Genomic DNA, 22553 nt, shown 5'->3' with positions numbered 1-22553 from the left:
GTGGGGTAAATATATCATTTTTTCTTTATACCAAAGAAAAAAATATTATTTTTCTAAAAATCGGCTTGATTCTCTTATTTTTAAGTTACTTGATATTACTTTAGTTTGCGGTCTTATATCTTCTTCATTATTCTCAATTCTGTCAATTAACATTTCTGCCGCTTGTTTCCCCATAGTAAAACCATGTTGAGCTACAGTTGATATTGACGGAGAAGCATATTCCGATATTAAACCATCTGTAAAACCTATGATAGATACATCTTCCGGAATACGTAATTTTTTTTCTTTAGCTACTCTAATGGCTAAAGCAGCATAAATTTCATTCACCGCAAAAACAGCATCTATTTTTTCTTCAAATAAGGTTTCTATTTGAGCTTTAATATCTTGTTCTTCGTCTATTTTTACAATTAAAGATGCTTCTACTGCCCTTCCCTGTTCTTTCAAGGCTCTTTCATAACCTAATAATCTATCTAACCCTACAGTAACATGTTCCGGAGTAGTTAAAATTCCTATTCTTTGGCAATCAGAATCTATTAGGTATCTTGTAGCTTTATAACCGGCACCAACATCATCAACGGTTACTTTATCGCACGATAAAGAATTATGTGTTCTGTCAAAAAGCACCAAAGGTATATTGGCATCAATTAGTTTTTGAAAATGCGTAAAATTCCCTTTTTCCAAAGTTTCTTTAGCTAATGAAACTAACAACCCGTCAACACTTCCGTTGGTTAACACCTCAATTGTTTCTACTTCCTTTTTTTCCAGGTCATTAGAAAAACAAACCATAATATTATATCCTCTTTCGGTAGCTTCATGTTCTATACCTTTAATAACGGTAGAGAAAAAATGATGTACTATTTGAGGTAAAATAATTCCTATTACTTTGGTTTTTTGGTTGCGTAGTTGCAATGCTAAATTATTAGGTCGGTAATTATAATAATCGGCAAAAGCTTTTATTCGATCTTTAGTTTCCTGACTAATTTCGTGACTATCTCTTAAAGCCTTTGACACGGTTGAAGTTGCAACACCTAGTTCTTTAGCTATTATTTTAATGGTAATTTTTGTTTTCATATTTTACAAAACTGATAATTTTCTTAATCTTATTTTACTAATGTGTTAAGATAAGGTTAAAAAAGTTATCAACACGAAAACGTTTTCGTAGTGTTTACGGTGTCTACAGAGCGTTTTTTATTGCTATCTTCACAATGTGGAACGTAAAATTATTGATAACTCATATATCAAATTTACACGTATTTTAATCTAAAACGATGAAGTATTTTAAAATAATTTTATCTGGTATACTACTACTGTTTTCCTTCCAATTATTTGCTCAGCAAAAATTAAACGGAACAGTATTAGAGAAAACTACAGGAGAAGGACTTCCTGGAGTTAATGTAGTTATTAAAGGAACTATAAAAGGAACATCTTCAGATTTTGACGGTAAATTTCAATTAGAAAACGTTAAAACTGGAGATGTTCTTGTTTTTAGCTCTATTGGATTTATTGATAAAGAAGTAACCGTTGGTACAAATTTTAGAATAACAGTTATTATGGAAGAAAACCTACAACAACTGGAAGAGGTTGTAGTTGTAGGGTATGGAACAACAACTAAAAGAGATGCAACAGGATCTGTTACCTCTATTAGTGCTAAAGACTTTAATCAAACTCCTGTAGTGGGTGCAGAACAATTACTACAAGGTAAAGTTCCAGGAGTAAAAATTACAACAGCTGGTGGACAACCGGATGCGGCTCCAAACATTAGGATTCGTGGTGGTTCTTCATTATCGGCAAATAACAACCCACTTATTGTAATTGATGGTGTACCGGTTGATAATACAAATCCAGCCGGGGTTAGTAACCCTTTAACATTGGTGAATCCAAATGACATTGAAAACTTCTCTATTTTAAAAGATGCTTCTGCAACAGCTATTTACGGTTCCAGAGCTTCTAACGGAGTTATTATTATTACGACTAAAAAAGGAACTACCGGAGGTGTTAAATTCAACTTTTCTAGTAATGTATCTATAGGTGTTGTAGGAAGAACGTTGGATGTAATGAATAGTAGTGAGTTTACAAAGTTTATACAAACCTATCACCCAACCTATACTAATTTATTAGGTGTTGATGATCCTACAACAACAGCTACTGATGATTTAAGTACCCCGCAAATTGAAGGACGTATTTTATCTGATACCAATTGGCAAGAGGCTGTTTACAGAACTTCGGTATCTACCAATACTAACTTTAGTGCCAGAGCTTTTTTATTTAATAAAGTACCGGCACGCTTTTCTTTTGGTCATACAAAAAGTGAAGGTATTGTAAAAACAAACGATTATGAGCGTTATTCTTTGGCTTTAAAATTAACCCCTAAATTTTTGAACGATAAGTTAAAAGTTGATATTAATGCAAAAGGAATTTATGCCGATAAAAACGCTATTGATGAAGGTGGTGCTTTAGGAGGGGCTGTTAATATGGACCCAACCAAACCTATTTATGATAGCAGTGCTAATGGTTTTGGAGGTTTTTATCAAGACACTTTTTTAACTGAACCTGATAATAATGGTAGACAAATATTACAACTTAGTGGGCAGTACAACCCGGTAGCTTTATTAATGCAACGTTCACGACCTGAAAGAGTGTATAAACTATTAGGAAATGTAGAGTTTGACTACACCACTCCTTTTTTACCTGAATTAAGAGCTGTTTTAAATTTAGGATTAGAAACGTCTAAAGCAAAAATTAAAGAAGAATTTACTGAAAATGCGTTGGCAACTAGAAAATTTGAAGCAGCAAATCTAAATCCAAACACAAATGCTGTATTTAACCCCGGAGTTAACTATACAGAAGATCAAAACATTACCAATACAACTTTAGATGCTTATTTAGTATATGCTAAAAAATTAAATGGTTTTGTTTCTAAAGTTGAATTACAAGGAGGTTATTCATATCAAAACTTTAAAAATGAAGGAACCAAAGAACTTTTTATGTATAATACAGTAACAGGTATCAGAGAATTAGTTTTTAATCGTCAGAATCCGACTAACCGATACTTTAATGAGTTAAACTTACAGTCGTTTTTTGGAAGAGCAAATTTTGATTTAGCTAATAAATATTTATTTACATTCTCTTTAAGAGCTGATGGTTCTTCTCTATTCCGTCCATCAAAACGTTGGGGATACTTTCCTGCAGCAGCTTTGGCTTGGAAGATTAAAGATGAAGAATTCTTAAAAAATGCTGAATTTATAAATACCTTAAAATTACGATTAGGTTGGGGTAAAACCGGACAGCAAGATATTACAGGAGGGGTAGGATTTTATCCGTCTATTCCATTATTCTCTCAAGGAGACGCTTCAAGTCAGTATTTAAATGGCGTAAATATATATTCTGCCATTCCTTTTAATGAAAATCTTACGTGGGAAAAATCCACTACTTATAACGTAGGACTTGATTTTGCATTTTTAAACAATGCTATTTCAGGTACTTTTGATATCTTTAAGAGAAATACAACAGATTTACTAGTTGAGGCCCCAGTAGGACCAGGACAAGGATTTACAGATCTTTTTGCTAAAAATGTAGGTAAAACTTCTTCTAAAGGGTTTGAATTGGCCTTAAATGCTACCCCGTACAAGAATGATCAATTTAGTTTTGATATAAATACCAATATAGCTTATAACAAAACAGAAATCACTAGTTTAAATGATATTAATAGAATCCAATCCCCAGATGGCGGATTACCTATAGGAACAGGAGTTAATTTAGCGTACTCACCTGTAGGATATCAAGCACATTCGGCTTGGGTATTTAAACAATTATATGATACCAGTGGAAAACCAATTTGGGGAGCTCATGCCGATTTAAACGGTGATGGTGTTGTAGATAATGATGATCGTTTTTACAAAGCGTTAAGACCTAACTGGACGTATGGTTTTGGCTTAAACTTTACTTATAAAAACTGGGATATAACCTCTAGTTTCAGAGGTCAGTTAGGAGGCTTGGTTTACAATGCTAAAAAGTTGACCAATGGTTGGAGTGATAAAGCCTTGCCTGTTAACTCAAACAGTTTAACTAACGTACTTGATTTTTATAACGGAGCTTCTGATGTAAACTTTGTAAACGTAAACGGTAATGTTAAGTTTTCTGATTACTATTTAGAAGATGCTACCTTTTTACGTTGTGAAAATATTGTATTAGGGTATCGTTTTGACCAGTTAATTAAAAAAGGAACAGTTCGTTTATACAGTTCCGTAGCCAATCCGTTTATTATTACTAACTATTCCGGTCAAGATCCTGAAAACTTTAATTCAATCGATAATAATTTCTATCCAAGACCAAGAACTTATACAATTGGTGTAAATGTGGATTTTTAATTTTTAAGAATTATGAAAAAATTTCTAATACTCATACTCATTATTTCAACTACGTTTTCTAGTTGTTTAGATGATTTAAATACAAAACCGCAAGTTGAATTAACCTTGGAAGAGTTATTACAACAAGACCCTAATGCTATTTCCGGTATTTTATCAAGATTGTATGCCTCGTATGCCTTATCTGGTGTACAAGGACCAGGAAGTTCTGATATAAGTGATGACCCTGGAGAATCTCCGTTTTTAAGAGGAATTATTAACCTACAGGATTTTACGGCTGATGGCATGAAAAACAGATGGGGTGATGATGGTTTAGATCAGTTAACCACGACCTCTAACTGGGATGAAAACAATAAGTTTTTCCGCTATTTATATAACCGTATTTACTACACGATTCCTCAAGCTAATAATCTTTTATCAGTCATGAGAAATGTTACGGTAAACGATCAGGAAAACATTATTAGTGAAGTTCGTTTTATAAGAGCTTTGGCTTACTATTACCTAATTGATGCCTTTGGAAAAGGAGTATTAGCTACCGAAGAAAACATTGGTGCTTCTCAACCCTTACCACAAGCTTCAAGATTAGATCTTTTTAACTATGTTGAATCAGAGCTATTAGCAATAGAGCCTACCATTGCTGCTTCTAACGGTTATGGTAGAGCTAACAAAGCTGTAGTACAAATGTTACTTGCTAAATTATACTTAAATGCAGAGGTATATACAGGAACAGCTAAGTACAATGAAGCAGCTACCTTTATTAAAAAAGTTATTGAGCAAGGCGGGTATTCTTTAGCCCCTAATTTTGTTAATAATTTCTCAGGAGATAACGATTCTTCTCCGGAAATCATTTTCCCTTTAATTGCAGATGCTGTAAGTAGCCAAAGTTATGGGAACACTACCTATATAATTAACGGAAGTTTATCTTCAGATACCATGAATTTAGACGACTATGGCGCTACCGGCGGATGGGGAGGTCACAGAGCTACCTCTGCTTGGTACGGAAAATATTGTGGTGGTGTAACAGATGCCACACAACTTACTAATTGTCCTGATGAAAGAGCTAAATTATTCTGGACTCAAGGGCATTCTTTTGATATGGCAGACTATAAAAAGTGGACCGACGGATTTCCTTCTATTAAATTTAGAAACACCAACGTAAACAGTTCTACAACTTCTACCGAGTTTGCTAACACAGATTTTCCAATGTTCAGATTGGCTGATGCCTATTTAATTTATGCTGAGTGTGCTTTAAGAGGTGCTGCTTCTGCAGATCTATCAACAGCATTAACATACGTTAATAATGTAAGAACCCGAGCTAAAGCCGGAACCATAACACAGGCTGAACTAACCTTAAGTTTTATCATAGATGAAAGAGCCAGAGAGTTAAATTTAGAAGGACACAGAAGATCTGACTTAATTCGTTTCGGAATGTTTACAGGCGGTACTTACCTATGGCCTTGGAAAGGAAATACAGCTAGCGGTACAGCTATACCAAATACCTATAAGCTTTTCCCTATTCCGTTAACTGCTTTAGAAGCAAACCCTAACTTAACACAAAATCCTGGTTATTAATAATTAATATAAAAACACCATGAAAAAAATAGTATCACTTATAGCATCGTTTATCTTAATTCTAGGCTTTGTAGCTTGTGAAGATAATGATAACTTAGAATTTACTGTACAGGCGCCTAAAGAGAGTGTGGCATTTACCAACACACTTTTAAATGAGTATATAATCACTCCTCAAACTTCAGGAAATATTGCTGAACGCTTTGTGTGGAATCCTGTAGTTTTTGACGGGGTACCTACTGAGGTTACTTATGAATTACAAGTATCTCTGAAAGAAGATTTTTCAGATTTTGAATCGTTAGGCACAACCGGACAAACAAACATGGCCGTTACTGTTGAAAAATTATTAATGCTTGCAGAAACTGCCGGTTTAGATAATGACCCAACAACAGATGATAAACCTAATATGGGTAAAATTTACTTCAGAGTAAGAGCTTATGTTGGTAACGGAGGTACTGATGCTCCGGAAAGTATTTCTGATGTTATGGTTATGAACATTACTCTACCGGAAGTAACGCAAGGTTCAGGAGTTGAAATCTCTACTTGGGGTATTGTAGGTTCAGGATATAATGATTGGGGTAACGGTGGACCTGATGCTCCTTTTTATACTACTGAAACAGCTAAAGTATATGTTGCTTATGTTACGTTAAAAGACGGTGAAATTAAAATCAGAGAAAATAATGACTGGACGAATAACTTTGGTGATGATGGTGCCGATGGTACTTTAGAAGCCGGAGGAGCCAATATTATATCTACTGCAGGTACTTACAAAGTTACTTTAGATCTAAACAACAATACTTATACCATAGAGGCTTACTCATGGGGTATTGTAGGTTCAGGATTTAATGATTGGGGTAATGGCGGACCAGATGCTGAATTCCACTATGACTATACAACGAATACGTTTAAAGCCGGAGTAAAATTATTAGACGGTGAAATTAAATTCAGATTAAACAATGATTGGGGAACCAATTACGGTGACTCTGGTGCTGATGGTACCTTAGATGCCGGAGGTGATAATGTTGTTTCAACAGCAGGTTTTTATCAAGTTACTTTAGATTTGAAAAATAACACCTATACTATTGAAGCTGCTGATGTTTGGGGAATTGTAGGTTCGGGTTACAACGATTGGGGTAATGGCGGACCAGATTTTAACTTTACGCAAGTAAACCCGGGTATGTACGTAGCTAATAACGTAACCTTATTAGATGGTGAAATTAAGTTTAGATTAAATGAAGATTGGGCGAATAATTATGGTGATGACGGAAATGACGGTACCTTAGAAAATGGAGGTGCTAACATTCCTTCAACTGCAGGTAAATACAGAATTGTAATGGATTTAACTGATACAGCCAACCCAAAATATACCATAACTTCATTATAATTTGTTTGAATTAAAGCCTGTAATGAGTTATCATATACAGGCTTTAGTTTTTATATATCCTTATTACATTTTTCTATTATGAAAAAACTTTACCTACTCATACTCCTTCTTATAAACTATACGGTTTCTTCACAAGTTACCACCTCACCCGGTACACCAACGGTTAATGATGAAATCATTATAACACTAAATACAACAGGTACTGAGTTAGAAAATTATACCGGAGATATTTATGCTCACACAGGTGTTACTGTAGACGGAACACAATGGCAAAACGTAATTGGAAGTTGGGGAAACAACAGTACACAACCTAAGTTTACTAAAACAGCTTCTAACACTTATACACTTACCATAACAACAAACGTATATGCTTATTACGGCGTAACAAACACAAAAGAAATTACTGAAATTAATTTGGTAGCTCGTTCAGGAGACGGTTCAAAACAAACCAAACCGGATATTCATATTAAAATATTTTCAGCAGATTTAAATATTCAAATCACAAGTCCGGTTAACACAGTATTTGATGCTAATGCCACTATTACAATTACAGCAGAAGCTACTACTACTGCTAATTTAGAATTACAGGTTAACAACGTAGCCATACAAACAACAACAAACACCAAAACTATTACCAAAGAGTACACCTTTACTACAACTGGGCAACATACTATTAAGGCTATAGCTACTTCCGGCACTACACAAAAAGAAACCCTTATTAATATATATATAAAGACACCTACTACGTCAGAAACAAAGCCTGTGGCTTCTAATGGAGTTACTATAAATGCTGATAAGTCTGCAACTTTTATCTTATTAGCACCGCAAAAGTCAGATGTTTTCTTAATTGGAGAATTTAACAATTGGAGTTTACAGCAAGACTATCAAATGAAAAAGGACGGAGATTACTTTTGGATAACCGTTAATGGTTTAGATGAGACAAAAGAGTATGCCTACCAATATTTTATTGATTATGATAAAAAGGTAGCAGACCCTTATGCCGAAAAAGTATTAGATGAAGCTAATGATCAGTACATCTCTCCTTCTAATTACCCGAATTTGAAAGAATTTCCATCCGGAGCTTCAGGTATTGTTTCAACTTTTACCATAACAAAAACACCTTATACTTGGCAAACTACGTCATTTAGTAAGCCGGCTAAAGATAACTTGGTTATTTATGAGCTTTTAGTACGTGATTTTTCTGAAAATGATAGTTACCAAGCCGTTATAGATAAATTGGATTATTTAGAGGGCTTAGGTATTAATGCTCTTGAATTAATGCCGGTAAACGAGTTCGAAGGAAATGATAGTTGGGGGTACAACGTATCTCAGTTTTTTGCTTTAGATAAAGCTTACGGAACTCAAAATAAGTTTAAAGAGCTTATTGATAAATGTCATCAACGTGGTATAGCGGTTATTGTTGACGTAGTGTTTAATCATTCGTATAGCCAATGCCCTTTATTGCAAATGTATGATTATAACGCAGCTAACGGAACCACCAGTAACAATCCGTTTTACAATGATGATCATAACTTTCAAAACGGTGCTTTACGCTTTGGGTTCGATTTTAACCACGAATCTGCCTATACGCAGCAATATTTTAAAAATGTAATGTCTTATTGGATTAATGAATATAAAATAGATGGCTTCCGTTTCGATTTTACCAAAGGATTTACCAATACCTATTACCCTACTTCCGGTGATCAATGGGGAAATGCGTATAATCAAGATCGTATCAATCGATTAACCGATTATGCCAACTATGTATGGACCAACCATGGAAATGATTTTTATATTATTCTTGAACATTTAGCAGATAATTCTGAAGAAAAGGCTTTAGCCAGCGCAGGAATGATGTTATGGGGAAAAATGACGCATAACTACAATCAAAATACAATGGGATATAGTTCTGATGCTGATATTGCCTGGGGGTACTATAAAACCAGAGATTTTACCGCGCCTCATTTGGTTACTTATATGGAAAGCCATGATGAAGAGCGATTAATGTATAAAAATCTGCAATACGGTAATGCAAACGGTAGTTACAGCGTAAAAAATTTAAACACGGCCTTAAGTCGTGAAGAATTGGCAGGGGTATTTTTCTTCACTATACCGGGGCCTAAAATGATATGGCAGTTTGGAGAGCTTGGATATGATATGAGTATCGACCAAAACGGGAGAACCGGTAGAAAGCCTGTAAAATGGGATTATTATACCATAGCAGAACGTAAAAAGATTTATGATATTTGGGCTACATTAATAGCCTTAAAAAAGAAACACGAAGTATTTTCTACTACAGACGTTACTTTAGATGTTAGCGGATTAGCCAAAAGAGTTACGTTAAACCATGCATCAAACAACGTAGTGGTTTTAGGTAATTTTGATGTGGTAGCCAAAACTATCAATCCTAATTTTTCTACCACAGGTACTTGGTATGAGTTTTTTACCAACTCAAGTATTACGGTAACAACTCCTACTGAAGGAATTACCCTACAACCCGGAGAATACCGTTTGTACAGTACTACTCCGTTAGAAAATCCTTTATCTACAGACGATAATGTTAGCGTATCTGATACAATTTCTTTGTATCCGGTACCCGGAAATACAACATTCTATATCAATACCGAAGTACAAAAAGTTTTGATGTATGATGTGTCTGGAAAGTTAATAAAGGAATTTAAAGGTACTTTCTCTAAAAATAAAGCATACGATATTTCAAAGATAACACCGGGTATGTATTTTGTACAAATTACTACCCAAGGTAATCAAAAACTGTTTAAAAGACTTTTAATAGAATAGGTTAGTTAATTGTGAATTGGTATCAAGGCCTGCTTCGTATCTTATGAAGTGGGCTTTGTTCTTTTAGGTTTATTCGTTACTTTCATCCAAAAATACAACCGTAATGAAACAGAGCTTGTCATACTATATCACCATTTGGGTTATTAAACTAATGGGACTTAAAAAAATTTTTAGCACTACTCCCATACCTTATCACAAGCTAAGAAAACATGACTGTTACCAACCCAAGAGTCGGTTTTTTAAACAAAAAGGAATACAGCAATTTACTATTCTTAACACTGGTATTACAGAAATAAATATTAAAAAAGACAATACCAAATTACTGCTTTTTATACATGGAGGTGCATTTGTTTCCGGTCCTGTACAACATCATTGGGATGTGATTAAAAAAATAGCCCAAACAACCAACTATAATACTTGGTTATGTAATTACCCTAAGGCTCCTGAAAATGATATCACAAAAATAACTGATAATATTCATGCTGTTTATAAAGCCGCTGTAAACAATTATGGCGCTGATAATATTGCGTTAATAGGAGATTCAGCCGGAGGAACCCTTGCTACTTTATTAGTACAACAGTTGGTGCAACAACAACTTAAATTACCCAAAAAAATTATTTTAATTTCACCTGTAATGGATGTTTCATTAACAAATCCGGATATTGTAGAAGCAGCTAAAAAAGATGTAATGCTTTCCATGAAAGGAGTTATTAGTGCTAAGAAAATGTGTGCCCAACACATTAGCTTAAAAAGTCCTCTTATATCTCCGCTTTATGGTAGTTTTACAAACTTTCCTAAAACATTAGTTGTTATTGCTGAAAATGACATTATGTATCCTGATGCTAAATTAGCTATTGGTAAATTACAAGAATCACATACAGATTTAGAGATTATTGAAGGAAAAAACATGCCTCATATCTGGCCGTATTTACCGGTTATGAAAGAAGCCAAAATAACCTTAAAAAAAATTATTGATTTTTTAAATGAATAATTCAGCTAATTAAATTAACGTAAGTTTGACGTAAGAATTGTAGCAGGCAAAGCAAAGCTTTGCTCTCCTTTTACGCAGAATAATCTGAAAAAGCACTGAAAATCAGGAGTAAAACGACGCAGTGTTTTTCAGATGGTTTTAAACGGAGTTTAAAAATTCCTCGTAAAAGTGTCTTTTCTTTTGGTTCGTTTTCTTTGGACAAGCAAAGAAAATGAACAATAAGGATTTATTAAAATCATAATCAATATATTACATAGATGTAAAAACAAAAGTTATATAGAACTCACGCTAAATTAACGATTATCTCTCTTTTCCTTACTTAGAAAGTAATTCTTTTAATAAAGTAATCTGAATCTTTAAATCTTCATTTTCTTTCTGTAATCGTTGAATTTCTAGGTCTTTTGGATTAATTGATGCCTTTTTAAAAGAATCCGGAAGCATTTCTGCTATGTCAGCAAAAAAATTATACTCTAAAGCATAACATAACTTCCATAAATTACTGCTTAATAAATGTGAGCTTTTAGAAAACCGATGTAACGAACTTAATGCTATTCCATGTTTTCTTGAAACAACTACTGTTCTTATATCGTTACTTTTTATACACTCTGAAATTAACTTACCTGTGTGAAGTTTCTTTTCCATATTGACAATACTTTTTCATTAATACTCAAATATACAGTATTTTATTAAAAAACATTTAGCGCTTTAAGCCTAATAAAATTATATCCATTATATAGTATTATTAGTACCGTATAATGGAAACATATACACTAGATTGTATCAAGAGCCCCGCTTAATGGAATTGTATACATACGGTTGTATCAGCTATTCCGCCTGATGGAATTGTATACACATGGTTGTATCAGCTATTCCGCCTAATGGAATTGTATACACACGGTTGTATCAGCTATTTCGCTTGATGGAATTGTATATACTCCATTGTATTAATTGTACAGTAAGCTTACCATATCTTCTTTTGAAAAAAAAGGATCAGACTTAGGGTTATAGCAGGATAGATCGGGTGTTACTTTAAATTATCTAAAATAAAATCTATGGTCTTATTAGTGTTTTTATTCTGTGCGTATGAATCTGTAATAAATTTAGAAGGTACTGCAAACCCTTGATCTATTAAGTACTGAATGTCTTCTGCATACTTTAACGATACTTTTCCGGTTAGTAAAATACTTAAATCATTCCCGGATTTGTAGTAATCATATACTTTTTTTAAGCCTGTTAAGTATAAATAATCTTTAGTAAACCCTCCTCCTCTATGTACTCTGGTAGTAATATAAAAAGCTTGCTCTTTTTCTAAGTCATAAGAGTTATGCAGCATTCTAAATGTTTGAGAAAAAGTATATCCTTTTGCTAAACTGTCAACAGCTATTACACGGTATGCTAACTCTTTTAAGCGTTTAATGGTTAAATTACCCGACATATACTCGCTAAATACCGCTAAGCCTTCTTGGGTTTCTACATTATTAGGTAAACCGTGTGAAAATATTTTCAACTGGTGCAGTAAACCATTCATTGTAGTTACCATATGCACACCTATTTCATGATTGGTTAGTATGCCCATTTCATTTTCGGTAAAGGTGTGATGGCTATTGAGTACTAAGGTTTGTATATTATTTAATACCATGGCAATGGCTCCCATAGCTGAAGATTCTTTTATCTTAAAAGAAAAGTCATAACGCCCGGCATATTCTTTAAAGATTTTTTTGGCTTGATCGGGAGTGTATTTTGGAGTAAAAACAGGGTTGTTTTGATCTTCTTCTTCAAAATGCAAAATAAATTTAGCATTCTCTACCTCCTGCTCTGTTGGTGAACCAAATGATTGTAAGCTGTTGTAATAAAATTTTTTACCTTCTCCAATAGTTTCTATACAGCGCACCACACCGGAATAGAAATAGATAATATCTTCATATAAATTTCGGATTCTCTCATCTTCTATCTGCTCTATGGGTTGCGTAAAAAAACGTTTATGAATTTTAAACTTATCAAAATCTTTTTCAGGATAAATAAAAACAGGATCTATTAAGTAGTTAGAACTAAAAAATGCTTGTTTTTCTGCTTCTATATTGGTTGGGTTTACATAGTTTAAGAGCTCTATTTTTTCAACCAATTTATCTATGTTCTTATCTATATCCAACAAGGCCTTATCAGCCATTTCTACCTTGTTCTTCATTAAAAATCGTCTTTAAAAGTAGCTTATTTATGTATGATTTTGTCTAAACTGTAATGCATGCGCTTTCAGTTCTGTAGTTAAATAGTGTTCTACGGCTTTAACTACTTCCGGATAAATTACCTGCGTTAATTCATCACAATATACTTTAGCTATTTCAGTTGCTAACACCAATGTATTTGCAAAATGCTGCGTAATGTATTTTAAAAAATAGCCATTACCTTGAAAAGTATCATTGATACGAGAAGTTGACGGAATTCCGTTAGGGAGTGGCATTTTTTCTAAAATAGAACGCCATGCTTCAACTTCATCTTTAAATCTTTCGGTATCAATATTTGCCGTACCTAAATTCCAAGTAGGTACTTCTCTGTCCCATCGTTTCCAGTTATATGAATGCATATCATACACAATACAGGTTCCGAACATAGCTTCTAACTTTGTTAATAAAGCAGAAACTATTGCATAAAAGTCGGCATGTTTTTGTAGGCTAACCGCCTTCATTGTATCAGGTAACGGTTCTTTCCATAATTGTTTACCCCAAGCATCCGTATAAATAGCCGTTTCCGGGGCTCTGTTTAAATCGTATTCAAAACGCGAATCTAAACCGGCAATAACTATGGGGTGAGACTGTATCATTTGTTTAGTAGCTGGGTCTTCTTCATACCAACGTTCATATTCAGTATGTAAGCAGTAGTTCCATAACTCTTTTCTAAATTGATGCCCGTCATGTATTGCTGCGCACACATAAGGTACATAGGCTTCAATTTTTAGGGTAAAAGAGTATTCATAAGAAACGGCTTCAAAAGTTTTCCCTTCTTCTATTTTTTGAATAATTTCAGCAACTGTTAGCCTTTCCATTAATCTAAAATTTTCTTTAAAAACATAAATACTTTTCTTTCTGAATGATCTACTGTGCCATCAGCAAAAATTACATCCTTTATATCAGAAAGTAGCTGTTTTTTTTCGTCTTCGGTATATTTATTTTCTTCTAAATACTCCTTAATTTTATTCAGCTTTATGTCTTCATCACCGTCCATTACAATTTCTGTATGAACTTTATTGTATAGTTTTTCGTCTATTTTTGAAATAATGTAATCACTTTCTTCTTTTGTTTCAATATGATTACAATGAGCTACAAACAATAATACGTAAGTTGTAAACTCTTCTTTAGTCCACGTTGTATCCATCTTTATTTTTCAATTGGTAAGCCGGGAGTACTAGCCCACTCTGTCCAAGAACCATCATATACACTGTAATTTTTTATTCCGGCCAATTCAGCACCTAAGGCAAGAATACAGGCTGTAATTCCGGAACCGCAAGTAAAAATTAAAGGCAATTCTGAGGTATTTTGTTGTGTAAAAATGGTGTGTAATTCAGTCGCTTTTTTCATTTTACCGGAAACTTGTAACTCGGTAAAAGGTAAATTTTTAGATGTAGGAATATGGCCTCCTTGCAAATCTGCTCGGGGTTCCGGTTGCGTAGCTTCAAACCTTCCTTTTGAGCGTGCATCTAAAATGCAGGTGTTATTTGCGTCTATAGCATCTAAAATATCTCCTGTAAACTTCACATTCTCTGGATGGTATTCTGCTTTAAAATCTCCTTTAGCTCTGATAGAGTTTTGAGGAGTTTCCGTTGCATACCCTTCATGTATCCAAGCCGGTAATCCGCCATTTAAAACGGCAATATTATCAAATCCGAAAGTTTTAAATAACCACCAAACTCTGGGTGAAGAGTATATTCCTAAATCATCATATACTACAATACATGTTTCTTTGGTTACGCCTAATTTTTGAGCTTCTGCTTCAAATTTTTCAGCATCCGGTATGGTATTCGGAAACATGGCTGCCGTGTTTGAAAACACATTCTTTATATCAAAAAATACAGCGTCTTTAATTTGTTTTTTAGGGTTTTCTTCGCTGGTATTAGTGCCCACTTTTGGTATTGTGGCATCTAAAATCAATAAATTTTCAGCTTCAAGGTTTGTATGTAACCACTGAGGTTCTACAACAAAATTTGGTATCTTAAGCTTCATTAACTTTACGTTTTAAATTGGCTACTCTGGTAAAAGAAGCACTTTTTTCGGCAATTTTCATTTCTACAAAATCAATTACTTTTTCTTGTAGTTTTACTTTAGAAACTTTGTTGATGTAAGAAATTCCTCCCGGGCTCATTACATTTACTTCTACTAACTTACCTCCGATTACATCTAACCCTACAAAATAAAGTCCGTCTTTTACCAATTTAGGTCCTATTTTTTTACATAGTGTTTTTTCAGCATTAGTAAGTCTATGTTTAGCAACTCTTCCTCCAGCTGTTATGTTTGATCTGTGATCTTTTTCACCCGGAATTCTTTTCATAGCTCCAATAGGCTCTCCGTTAAGTAATAAAATACGTACGTCACCTTTATCGGCACCTTCAATATATTCTTGTAAAATTACATAGTCTGAAGAACCATCACTTTTGTTTATATAGAAATCTAATAACGAATTTATATTACTCATGGCCGCTTTTTCTATTAAAATAACTCCTGAGCCTCCATAACCGTTTAATGGTTTAAGAATCATTTTATCTGAGCTAGATTCTTCAATGGTTTTTATTAAATATTCTTTGTTTTTTGAAACATGCGTTACAGGAATGATTTCATTATTAGGATCTTCAAAAACAGCCGTGTATAATTTATTATTGGCTTCTCTCATTCCTTCTACTGAGTTGATAATGAAAACATCATCTTTAACAGAGTCTAAAAAGTTAAGCATTAACGGATCCAAGGGTGGATTTCCTCTCATAAAAATGGCATCAAATCCGGCTAAAGGCAGCATTTCTTCTCTAAGCGTTGCTTTTTTATAGAATGATTTGATACTCATAGGTACTTTATCCATTCTATTGATAATAGAGCAAAATGCACTGGTAATACTATTTCGAATGGTTAAGTTAGAAGGTGTACAAATGGCTACTCCATGTCCTCTCTTAACACTTTCGTGTATTAATGTTAATGTAGAATCTTTCTCCGGATTAATTTCTCCCCAAGGATACATTAAAAAGCATATATTCATTTATGTGTGTATTATTTCTTCAGTTTTTATATAATCTTTCTAAATTTACTATTTAATTCAATACCTTATTTACTAGCTAACAATTATTTAACCTCGTCATAATTGTCATCCCAATTTTTAGGCTGTGGTTTTCCTAATTTTCCAACAGATTTAGCCACTAAAGTAGCCACGGTAGCATCTCCCGTTACATTAATAACAGTTCTACACATATCTAAAGGTCTGTCAACCGCAAAAATTAAGGCCAAACCTATGGCTAATTTATCTGCAGGAAACCCTACAGCTTCCAATACAATAACTAACATAACCATACCGGCTCCCGGTACTGCTGCTGAACCTATAGAGGCTAATAAAGCGGTTAAAATTATGGTTAATTGATCTCCGAATGTTAAATCGAACCCTAATGCTTGCGCTATAAATACTGAAGCTACGGCCTGGTATAAACTGGTACCATCCATATTAATGGTAGCTCCAACCGGAAGTACAAAACTTGATACTTCTTTATCTACTCCAACATGTTCTTCTACTCGTTCCATCGTAACCGGTAATGTGGCAGCACTGGAACTGGTTGAAAAAGCTAATAATTGTGCCGGACTTATTTGTTGTAAGAACCATAAAGGATTCTTTTTAGTAAATACACTTATTAGCACCATATACACAATAACCATAAGAATTAATCCTCCTACTACAGTTAAAGCGTATTTTAATAGAGCTACTAACAAATCCGGATCATTAGAAGAGACTACTACATTTGCTAATAAGGCAAATACGGCGTAAGGTGCAAATAGCATAATAAGATCTACCATTTTAAGTACTACCTCATTTAATGAATCAAAAAACTTTTTTAGGGGTTTTGATTTCTTTTCTCCAACTAATAACATAGAAAGCCCTAGAAATATGGTAAAGAAAATAACCTGTAGCATTGATTTGTTGCTTCCCATTGCTTTAATAGCATTATCGGGTACCATATCTACTATAAATTGTAGCGGACCACTTGATCGTTGTTTAGTAGCTTCTGCTATCTTTTCTTGTACGCCTCCGCTATTAGCATAGGTTTCTGTAAGTTTATGAATAGTTTCTTCTGAGATTCCGTCTCCCGGTTTAACAACGTTTACCAGTAACAGTCCAAGTGTAATAGCTAGAACCGTTGTTCCTATATAAATAAAAATAGTTTTTAATCCTATGTTTCTAAACTTTGAAATATCTTTTAAATCTGAAATACCTTTCACTAAAGAGGCAATGATTAAAGGAACAGCTATTAGTTTTAATAATTTTACAAAAATAGTTCCTAAAGGTTTTATCCAGTTGCTAACAAAAGTAGAACCACCATCAACATAGGTCATTCCTAAACCAAATAAAATCCCCAATAACATTCCTATTAAAATTTGCCAGTGTAGTGCTAATTTTTTCATATAAATCAGATTAATATTTCGAAATGCTAAAAGTATAAATAATTATTTAAAAAAAAGTGTGACCTAAAATTTGTACCTTGTGTCTCAGAATTAGAAATACATTTTACTAACCCTAATAACATAAATCAGATAATGGAAGGTATTTTAGACTTATTAAACAGTGACTTAGGTAAAACTATCATTTCAGGTGTAGCCAACTCTACAGGGCAAGACACCAACAAAACAAACAGTGTTTTAACCATGGCTTTGCCGGTTTTAATGAAAGCGATGCAACGAAATGCGTCAACTCCTGAGGGTGCTGAGGGGTTAATGGGTGCTTTATCAAATAAACATGACGGAAGTATTTTAGATAACTTAGGTGATTTATTTAGTGGTGGTGTTAATGCTGATGTGTTACAAGACGGGAGTAAAATTTTAGGTCACGTTTTAGGCAATAAGCAACAAGGTGTTGAACAAGTAATTGGTCAGAAAGCAGGAATCAGTTCAAGTGACGTAGCTAGTATTTTAAAAACCGCAGCTCCTATTTTAATGGGGGTTTTAGGTAAGCAAACCAGACAAAACGGAGTAAATAACTCAGGAGACCTTGGAGGCTTGTTAGGAGGCTTATTAGGAGGTAATTCAACAGAAAGAGAACAAAGCTTCTTAGAGAAAATTTTAGATGCTGATGGTGACGGAAGTGTTATTGATGATGTTGCCGGAATGGTTTTAGGCGGAAGCAAGCAAAAATCAGGAGGTGGTTTACTTGGCGGATTGTTAGGTGGTTTATTTGGAAAGAAATAAGCTTTCTATAGATATAAAAATAAAAAAACCAGTTTCAAAACGAAACTGGTTTTTTTTATTTTTAATTACCGATGTTTTTAGGTTAACATACCTCCATCAACAGATAAGGTTTGTCCGGTAATGTATGAACTCATATCTGAAGCTAAGAAAACACATGCGTTAGCAATATCTTCCGGGCTTCCTCCTCTTTTTAACGGAATTTCATTTCTCCATTCTTCTACTACTTTTTCATCTAAGCTGGCAGTCATTTCAGTTTCAATGAATCCCGGAGCAATCACGTTACTTCTAATGTTTCTCGACCCTAGTTCTAAAGCTACAGATTTAGAAAAACCGATGATTCCTGCTTTAGATGCTGCATAATTTGCTTGTCCTCCGTTTCCTTTTAATCCAACTACAGAACTCATGTTAATGATAGAACCTGCACGTTGTTTCATCATAGGACGAATAACAGCTTTAGTTAAATTGAAAACTGATTTTAAGTTTACTTCAATTACTTTATCAAAGTCTTCTTCAGAAATACGTAATAATAAATTATCTTTTGTTATTCCTGCGTTATTTACTAAAACATCAATTGTTCCAAACTCTTCTAATACATTTTTAGCTAACTCTTGCGCTGCTTCATAATCTGCTGCGTTTGATTGATATCCTTTAGCTTTTACTCCTAAGTCTGTTAATTCTTTTTCTAATGCGTTTGCAGCTTCTACAGATGAACTGTACGTAAATGCAATATTACATCCTTGCTTAGCAAACTCTAAAACGATTCCTTTACCAATCCCTCTGGTTGCTCCCGTTACAATTGCTGTTTTATTTTCTAAAAGTTTCATTTATTAGTTGTTTTAACTGAAAGCAAATATACTATATACAACGTACTTTAAAAAAACTCTGTTTTAAAATTATTCCTAAATAAAAAAACTCACAGAATCAAAGTATGATTTCTGTGAGCTTTTATGGTTTTAAGTAAGTAAGCTACTTATTGCTTAACTTCTTTTTTATCTACGTAATTGAACAGATAATCAACATCTAACTCTGTAATTTTTCCTAGTTTTTGAAGTGATTTAACATCCAAATCATTCTTATTACCAATTACCATTACGTTGTATGATTCACCTTTAATATTACCGTCAAAGAATCCTTTTAAGTCTTGAATAGTCATATTTTTAATGGTGTTATACATTTCTTCACGGTTATCGTTATCAATTCCTAATTTCTTTAATCTTTCGTACGACCAGAAAATATTAGATTTTGTAATACGTTGCGCCGCTATTTTTTTCAACGTAGCTTCTTTTGCTGCATTGAATTGTTTTTCAGCTTCCGGCATGTTATTCATTAAATCCATCATAGCATCAACTGCCTGAGATAATTTATTTGCTTGAGTACCTACGTAAGCTAATACATAATTAGGGCTGTCTTTTTTATCAGCATCATCATATGCTGCAAAAGCTGAATACGCTAATGATTTACTTTCTCTTATTTCTTGGAAAACTATAGATGATAAACCACTACCAAAATAGGTATTAAATAAAGTAGAAGCTGCTAAGTTTTTAGGATCAAAAGGTTTTCCTTTAGCTAAGAATAACATTTCAGTTTGTACCATATCGTAGTTTGTATAGAATACGTTACCTCCTGTTTCGATTTCTTCATATTTTTTAGCTTCCGGATAGTCTTTTAAGTCTCCGTAAATTTTATGATGTGTATTTAAAGCACCTACTGCTGCCTCAACATCTTTACCATAATAAAAGATACGTTGCTTATAGTTTTTCATATCTTTTATAATGTTAACTAATTCTTCAGGACTAATTGCTTGTAATTCGTCTATCTGCATAATGTCACGTAAGCGCGAGTTTTCACCATATTTTCCATAGTTCATTAACCCACCCCAAAGAATATTTCCTTTTTGAGTTTTTCCGTCTTGACGCTCTTTATAAATCTTTTCTACATATTTATCATATGCTTCTTGATCTGCTTTAGCATTATCCCATAAATCTTCTAATAGCTCTAAACCTTTAGCTAAGTTTTCTTTTAATCCTCTTAGCCCTACAAACGTTTTATCATCTTGAGCGCTTACATAATAATCGATTCCTAATTTATAGAACTCTTTTTTGATATCTTCAGCAGAATATTTATCAGTTCCTAAATACTCTAAATATCCGGCAGCTAAGCTTAATTTTTTATTATTGTCTTTCCCCATATCAAAAATGATATTAAGGTCAAACAAGTCATTTTTCTCATTTAAAACGTATGATACGTTAATATCATTAGCTGTTTTAGTTTCTTTAATAGCCGTTTTATAATCTATAAATTTAGGTTGTAACGGAGCTGACTCTATTTTATTGAATGCTTGAATGTATTCTGAAGCTTTGTCTCTGTTTAAGTTTACAGGAGTAATTCCCGGGTTTTCTACTTTAAAAATATTCTTATCTTCTCCTTTTCTTTTATATACCAAGACATAATTGTTTTGATAGAACTTGTTTGCAAAATCAACTAATTGTTGCTTAGTTATTTTCTTTAAATCATCTAAAAATTTAACTCTATCCTCCCAATTTTCGCGTTGAATAAATGCGTTATAATAAGCACTGGCTAAAGCTGTGTTATTTTCATATTGACGTGTTCTGCTTAACTTTAAGTCATTTACAACAGCATCAATCATCCATTCATCAAACTCTCCTTTTTTTAACTTTTCTATTTGTTCTAATAACAAATCTCTAACTTCATCAAGTGTTTGCCCTGATTTTGGTCTTCCTGTAAAAGTGTGGTATCCATATTCAATATTAAATGTTGGATAACAACTAGCTCTTTGTACTAACTGTTTTTGATTTAAGTTTAAATCTAATAAACCGGCATTTCCGTTAGCCATAATCATATCACATAAAGTCACATATTTTTCATCTTCAGAATTTGAACCATTACTTCTAAATGATATTGATATATTTTCAGCTGTGGGTCCGAAAACTTCTTTAATAACCGGTTGTGTAATAGGTTGTTCTTTTGGTAAGGTAGGGTGCGTTAATTCTTTTTTCTCAAATTTTCCAAAAACCTCATTTACCTTTTTTATTGTTGCATCAAAATCTAAATCTCCTACTAAAACAACAGCCATGTTATTTGGTACGTAGTATTTATCAAAATAGTTATGAATATCAACCATAGAAGGATTTTTAAGGTGCTCTCCTGTACCTATCGTTGTTTGTTGACCATAAGGGTGATTAGGGAATAAACCTTCTAACATAGCAAAATATGATTTCCAACCATCATTGTCTTGACCTCTGTTGAACTCTTCAAAAACAGCTTCTAATTCTGTATGAAATAAACGTAATACTAATGTGCTGAAACGCTCACCTTCTAAATCTAGCCATTTGTCTAATTCATTAGCAGGAATTTTATTTTGATACACTGTTTCTTCAAAAGATGTGTGTGCATTGGTTCCTGTAGCCCCTAATGATGCCGTCATTTTATCATATTCATTAGCTACTGAATAGTTTGATGCTTCTAAAGAAACTTTATCTATTTCTTTATAGATCTCTTTTTTCTTTTCTGCATCTTCCTCAGTTCTGTGTGCTTCATATAAATCTGAGATTTTCTGAAGGTATTCTTTTTCTTTTTCCCAATCTAACGTTCCGATTTTATGGGTTCCTTTAAATACCATGTGCTCTAAATAGTGTGCTAACCCTGTTGAGTTTTTAGGGTCATAGTTAGATCCTGCACGAACCGCAATATAGGTCTGAATTTTTGGTTCATCTGTATTTTTACTTAAATATACTTTTAAACCATTGTCTAATGTATACAAACGTAGCCCTGTAGGGTCATTTGTTACTGTTTCATAAGTTAAACCGCTGGCATCGGTTTTTTGCTCCGTTTTTACTTCATTTTCTGTAGTAGTAGTTTGTTTACAGCTTGCCAAGGCTATAAATACTACACTGAAAAACAGTATTTTAAATTTTGTCATAATTGATTAACGTGTTTGATTAAATAAAAAAATCCGTCGATTTTACACATTCAACGGATTTTGAAAAGTTAAATTATGTTAA

Annotated in this window: 15 protein-coding genes and 1 pseudogene; 6 read left to right on the top strand and 10 right to left on the bottom strand. The window is 33.4% G+C overall.

The window, feature by feature from the left end:
- Positions 1–45: 45 nt before the first annotated feature.
- Entirely contained in the window at positions 46–1071 is a 1026-nt protein-coding gene (locus ACQY1Q_RS00675; protein ID WP_431003349.1) for a LacI family DNA-binding transcriptional regulator, read from the bottom strand.
- 197 nt (positions 1072–1268) lie between these two features.
- Here ACQY1Q_RS00675 and ACQY1Q_RS00670 point away from each other — a divergent pair, with 197 nt between their 5' ends.
- The 5 genes and pseudogenes from ACQY1Q_RS00670 to ACQY1Q_RS00650 all read left to right on the top strand — a co-directional run.
- Positions 1269–4367 (top strand): SusC/RagA family TonB-linked outer membrane protein, encoded by a 3099-nt coding sequence (locus ACQY1Q_RS00670; protein ID WP_431003348.1) that lies wholly within the window; start codon positions 1269–1271, stop codon positions 4365–4367.
- Positions 4368–4379: 12 nt separating this feature from the next.
- Positions 4380–5936 carry a RagB/SusD family nutrient uptake outer membrane protein gene (locus ACQY1Q_RS00665; protein WP_431003347.1) on the top strand — a complete coding sequence of 519 codons (1557 nt, stop codon included), beginning with the start codon at positions 4380–4382 and terminating at the stop codon, positions 5934–5936.
- Positions 5937–5955: 19 nt separating this feature from the next.
- On the top strand, positions 5956–7317 hold the full coding sequence (locus ACQY1Q_RS00660) for a SusE domain-containing protein (RefSeq protein ID WP_431003346.1): 1362 nt from the start codon (positions 5956–5958) through the stop codon (positions 7315–7317).
- Between the two features lie 78 nt (positions 7318–7395).
- A complete protein-coding gene (locus ACQY1Q_RS00655) occupies positions 7396–10116 on the top strand; it encodes an alpha-amylase family glycosyl hydrolase (RefSeq protein ID WP_431003345.1) in 2721 nt (906 codons plus the stop codon).
- Between the two features lie 100 nt (positions 10117–10216).
- A pseudogene (locus ACQY1Q_RS00650) lies at positions 10217–11107 on the top strand (alpha/beta hydrolase); the annotation flags it as partial.
- 315 nt (positions 11108–11422) lie between these two features.
- On the opposite strand, the gene ACQY1Q_RS00645 reads toward ACQY1Q_RS00650, so the two are convergent.
- The 7 genes from ACQY1Q_RS00645 to ACQY1Q_RS00615 form a co-directional block, all read right to left on the bottom strand.
- Positions 11423–11749 (bottom strand): hypothetical protein, encoded by a 327-nt coding sequence (locus tag ACQY1Q_RS00645; protein WP_431003344.1) that lies wholly within the window; start codon positions 11747–11749, stop codon positions 11423–11425.
- 382 nt (positions 11750–12131) lie between these two features.
- The gene (locus tag ACQY1Q_RS00640; protein WP_431003343.1) at positions 12132–13292 is read right to left on the bottom strand and encodes a flavohemoglobin expression-modulating QEGLA motif protein; all 1161 of its coding nucleotides are present in this window, start codon (positions 13290–13292) and stop codon (positions 12132–12134) included.
- A gap of 27 nt (positions 13293–13319) precedes the next feature.
- Positions 13320–14147, bottom strand: coding sequence for an N-formylglutamate amidohydrolase (locus tag ACQY1Q_RS00635; RefSeq protein WP_431003342.1), 828 nt, complete (start codon positions 14145–14147; stop codon positions 13320–13322).
- Positions 14147–14476 carry a hypothetical protein gene (locus ACQY1Q_RS00630; RefSeq protein WP_431003341.1) on the bottom strand — a complete coding sequence of 110 codons (330 nt, stop codon included), beginning with the start codon at positions 14474–14476 and terminating at the stop codon, positions 14147–14149. The genes ACQY1Q_RS00635 and ACQY1Q_RS00630 overlap by 1 nt, the downstream gene beginning before the upstream one ends.
- 2 nt (positions 14477–14478) lie before the next feature.
- Positions 14479–15321, bottom strand: a complete 843-nt coding sequence (locus ACQY1Q_RS00625; protein WP_431003340.1) for a sulfurtransferase — start codon at positions 15319–15321, stop codon at positions 14479–14481.
- Positions 15311–16342 (bottom strand): glutathione synthase, encoded by a 1032-nt coding sequence (gene gshB / locus ACQY1Q_RS00620; protein ID WP_431003339.1) that lies wholly within the window; start codon positions 16340–16342, stop codon positions 15311–15313. Before gshB ends, ACQY1Q_RS00625 begins: the two co-directional genes overlap by 11 nt.
- A gap of 83 nt (positions 16343–16425) precedes the next feature.
- Positions 16426–17751 (bottom strand): dicarboxylate/amino acid:cation symporter, encoded by a 1326-nt coding sequence (locus ACQY1Q_RS00615; RefSeq protein WP_431003338.1) that lies wholly within the window; start codon positions 17749–17751, stop codon positions 16426–16428.
- 132 nt (positions 17752–17883) lie between these two features.
- Here ACQY1Q_RS00615 and ACQY1Q_RS00610 point away from each other — a divergent pair, with 132 nt between their 5' ends.
- A complete protein-coding gene (locus ACQY1Q_RS00610; RefSeq protein ID WP_431003337.1) occupies positions 17884–18531 on the top strand; it encodes a DUF937 domain-containing protein in 648 nt (215 codons plus the stop codon).
- 77 nt (positions 18532–18608) lie between these two features.
- On the opposite strand, the gene fabG is transcribed toward ACQY1Q_RS00610, so the two are convergent.
- A complete protein-coding gene (gene fabG, locus ACQY1Q_RS00605) occupies positions 18609–19355 on the bottom strand; it encodes a 3-oxoacyl-[acyl-carrier-protein] reductase (RefSeq protein WP_431003336.1) in 747 nt (248 codons plus the stop codon).
- A 146-nt stretch (positions 19356–19501) separates the two neighbouring features.
- Positions 19502–22471 carry a M16 family metallopeptidase gene (locus tag ACQY1Q_RS00600; protein WP_431003335.1) on the bottom strand — a complete coding sequence of 990 codons (2970 nt, stop codon included), beginning with the start codon at positions 22469–22471 and terminating at the stop codon, positions 19502–19504.
- Positions 22472–22553 lie beyond the last annotated feature (82 nt).

The organism is Tenacibaculum sp. TC6, from assembly GCF_050606265.1.
Taxonomy (GTDB): Bacteria; Bacteroidota; Bacteroidia; order Flavobacteriales; family Flavobacteriaceae; genus Polaribacter.
The sequence above is the reverse complement of the archived record's forward strand: the minus strand, read 5'-3'. Positions and strand labels throughout refer to the sequence as shown.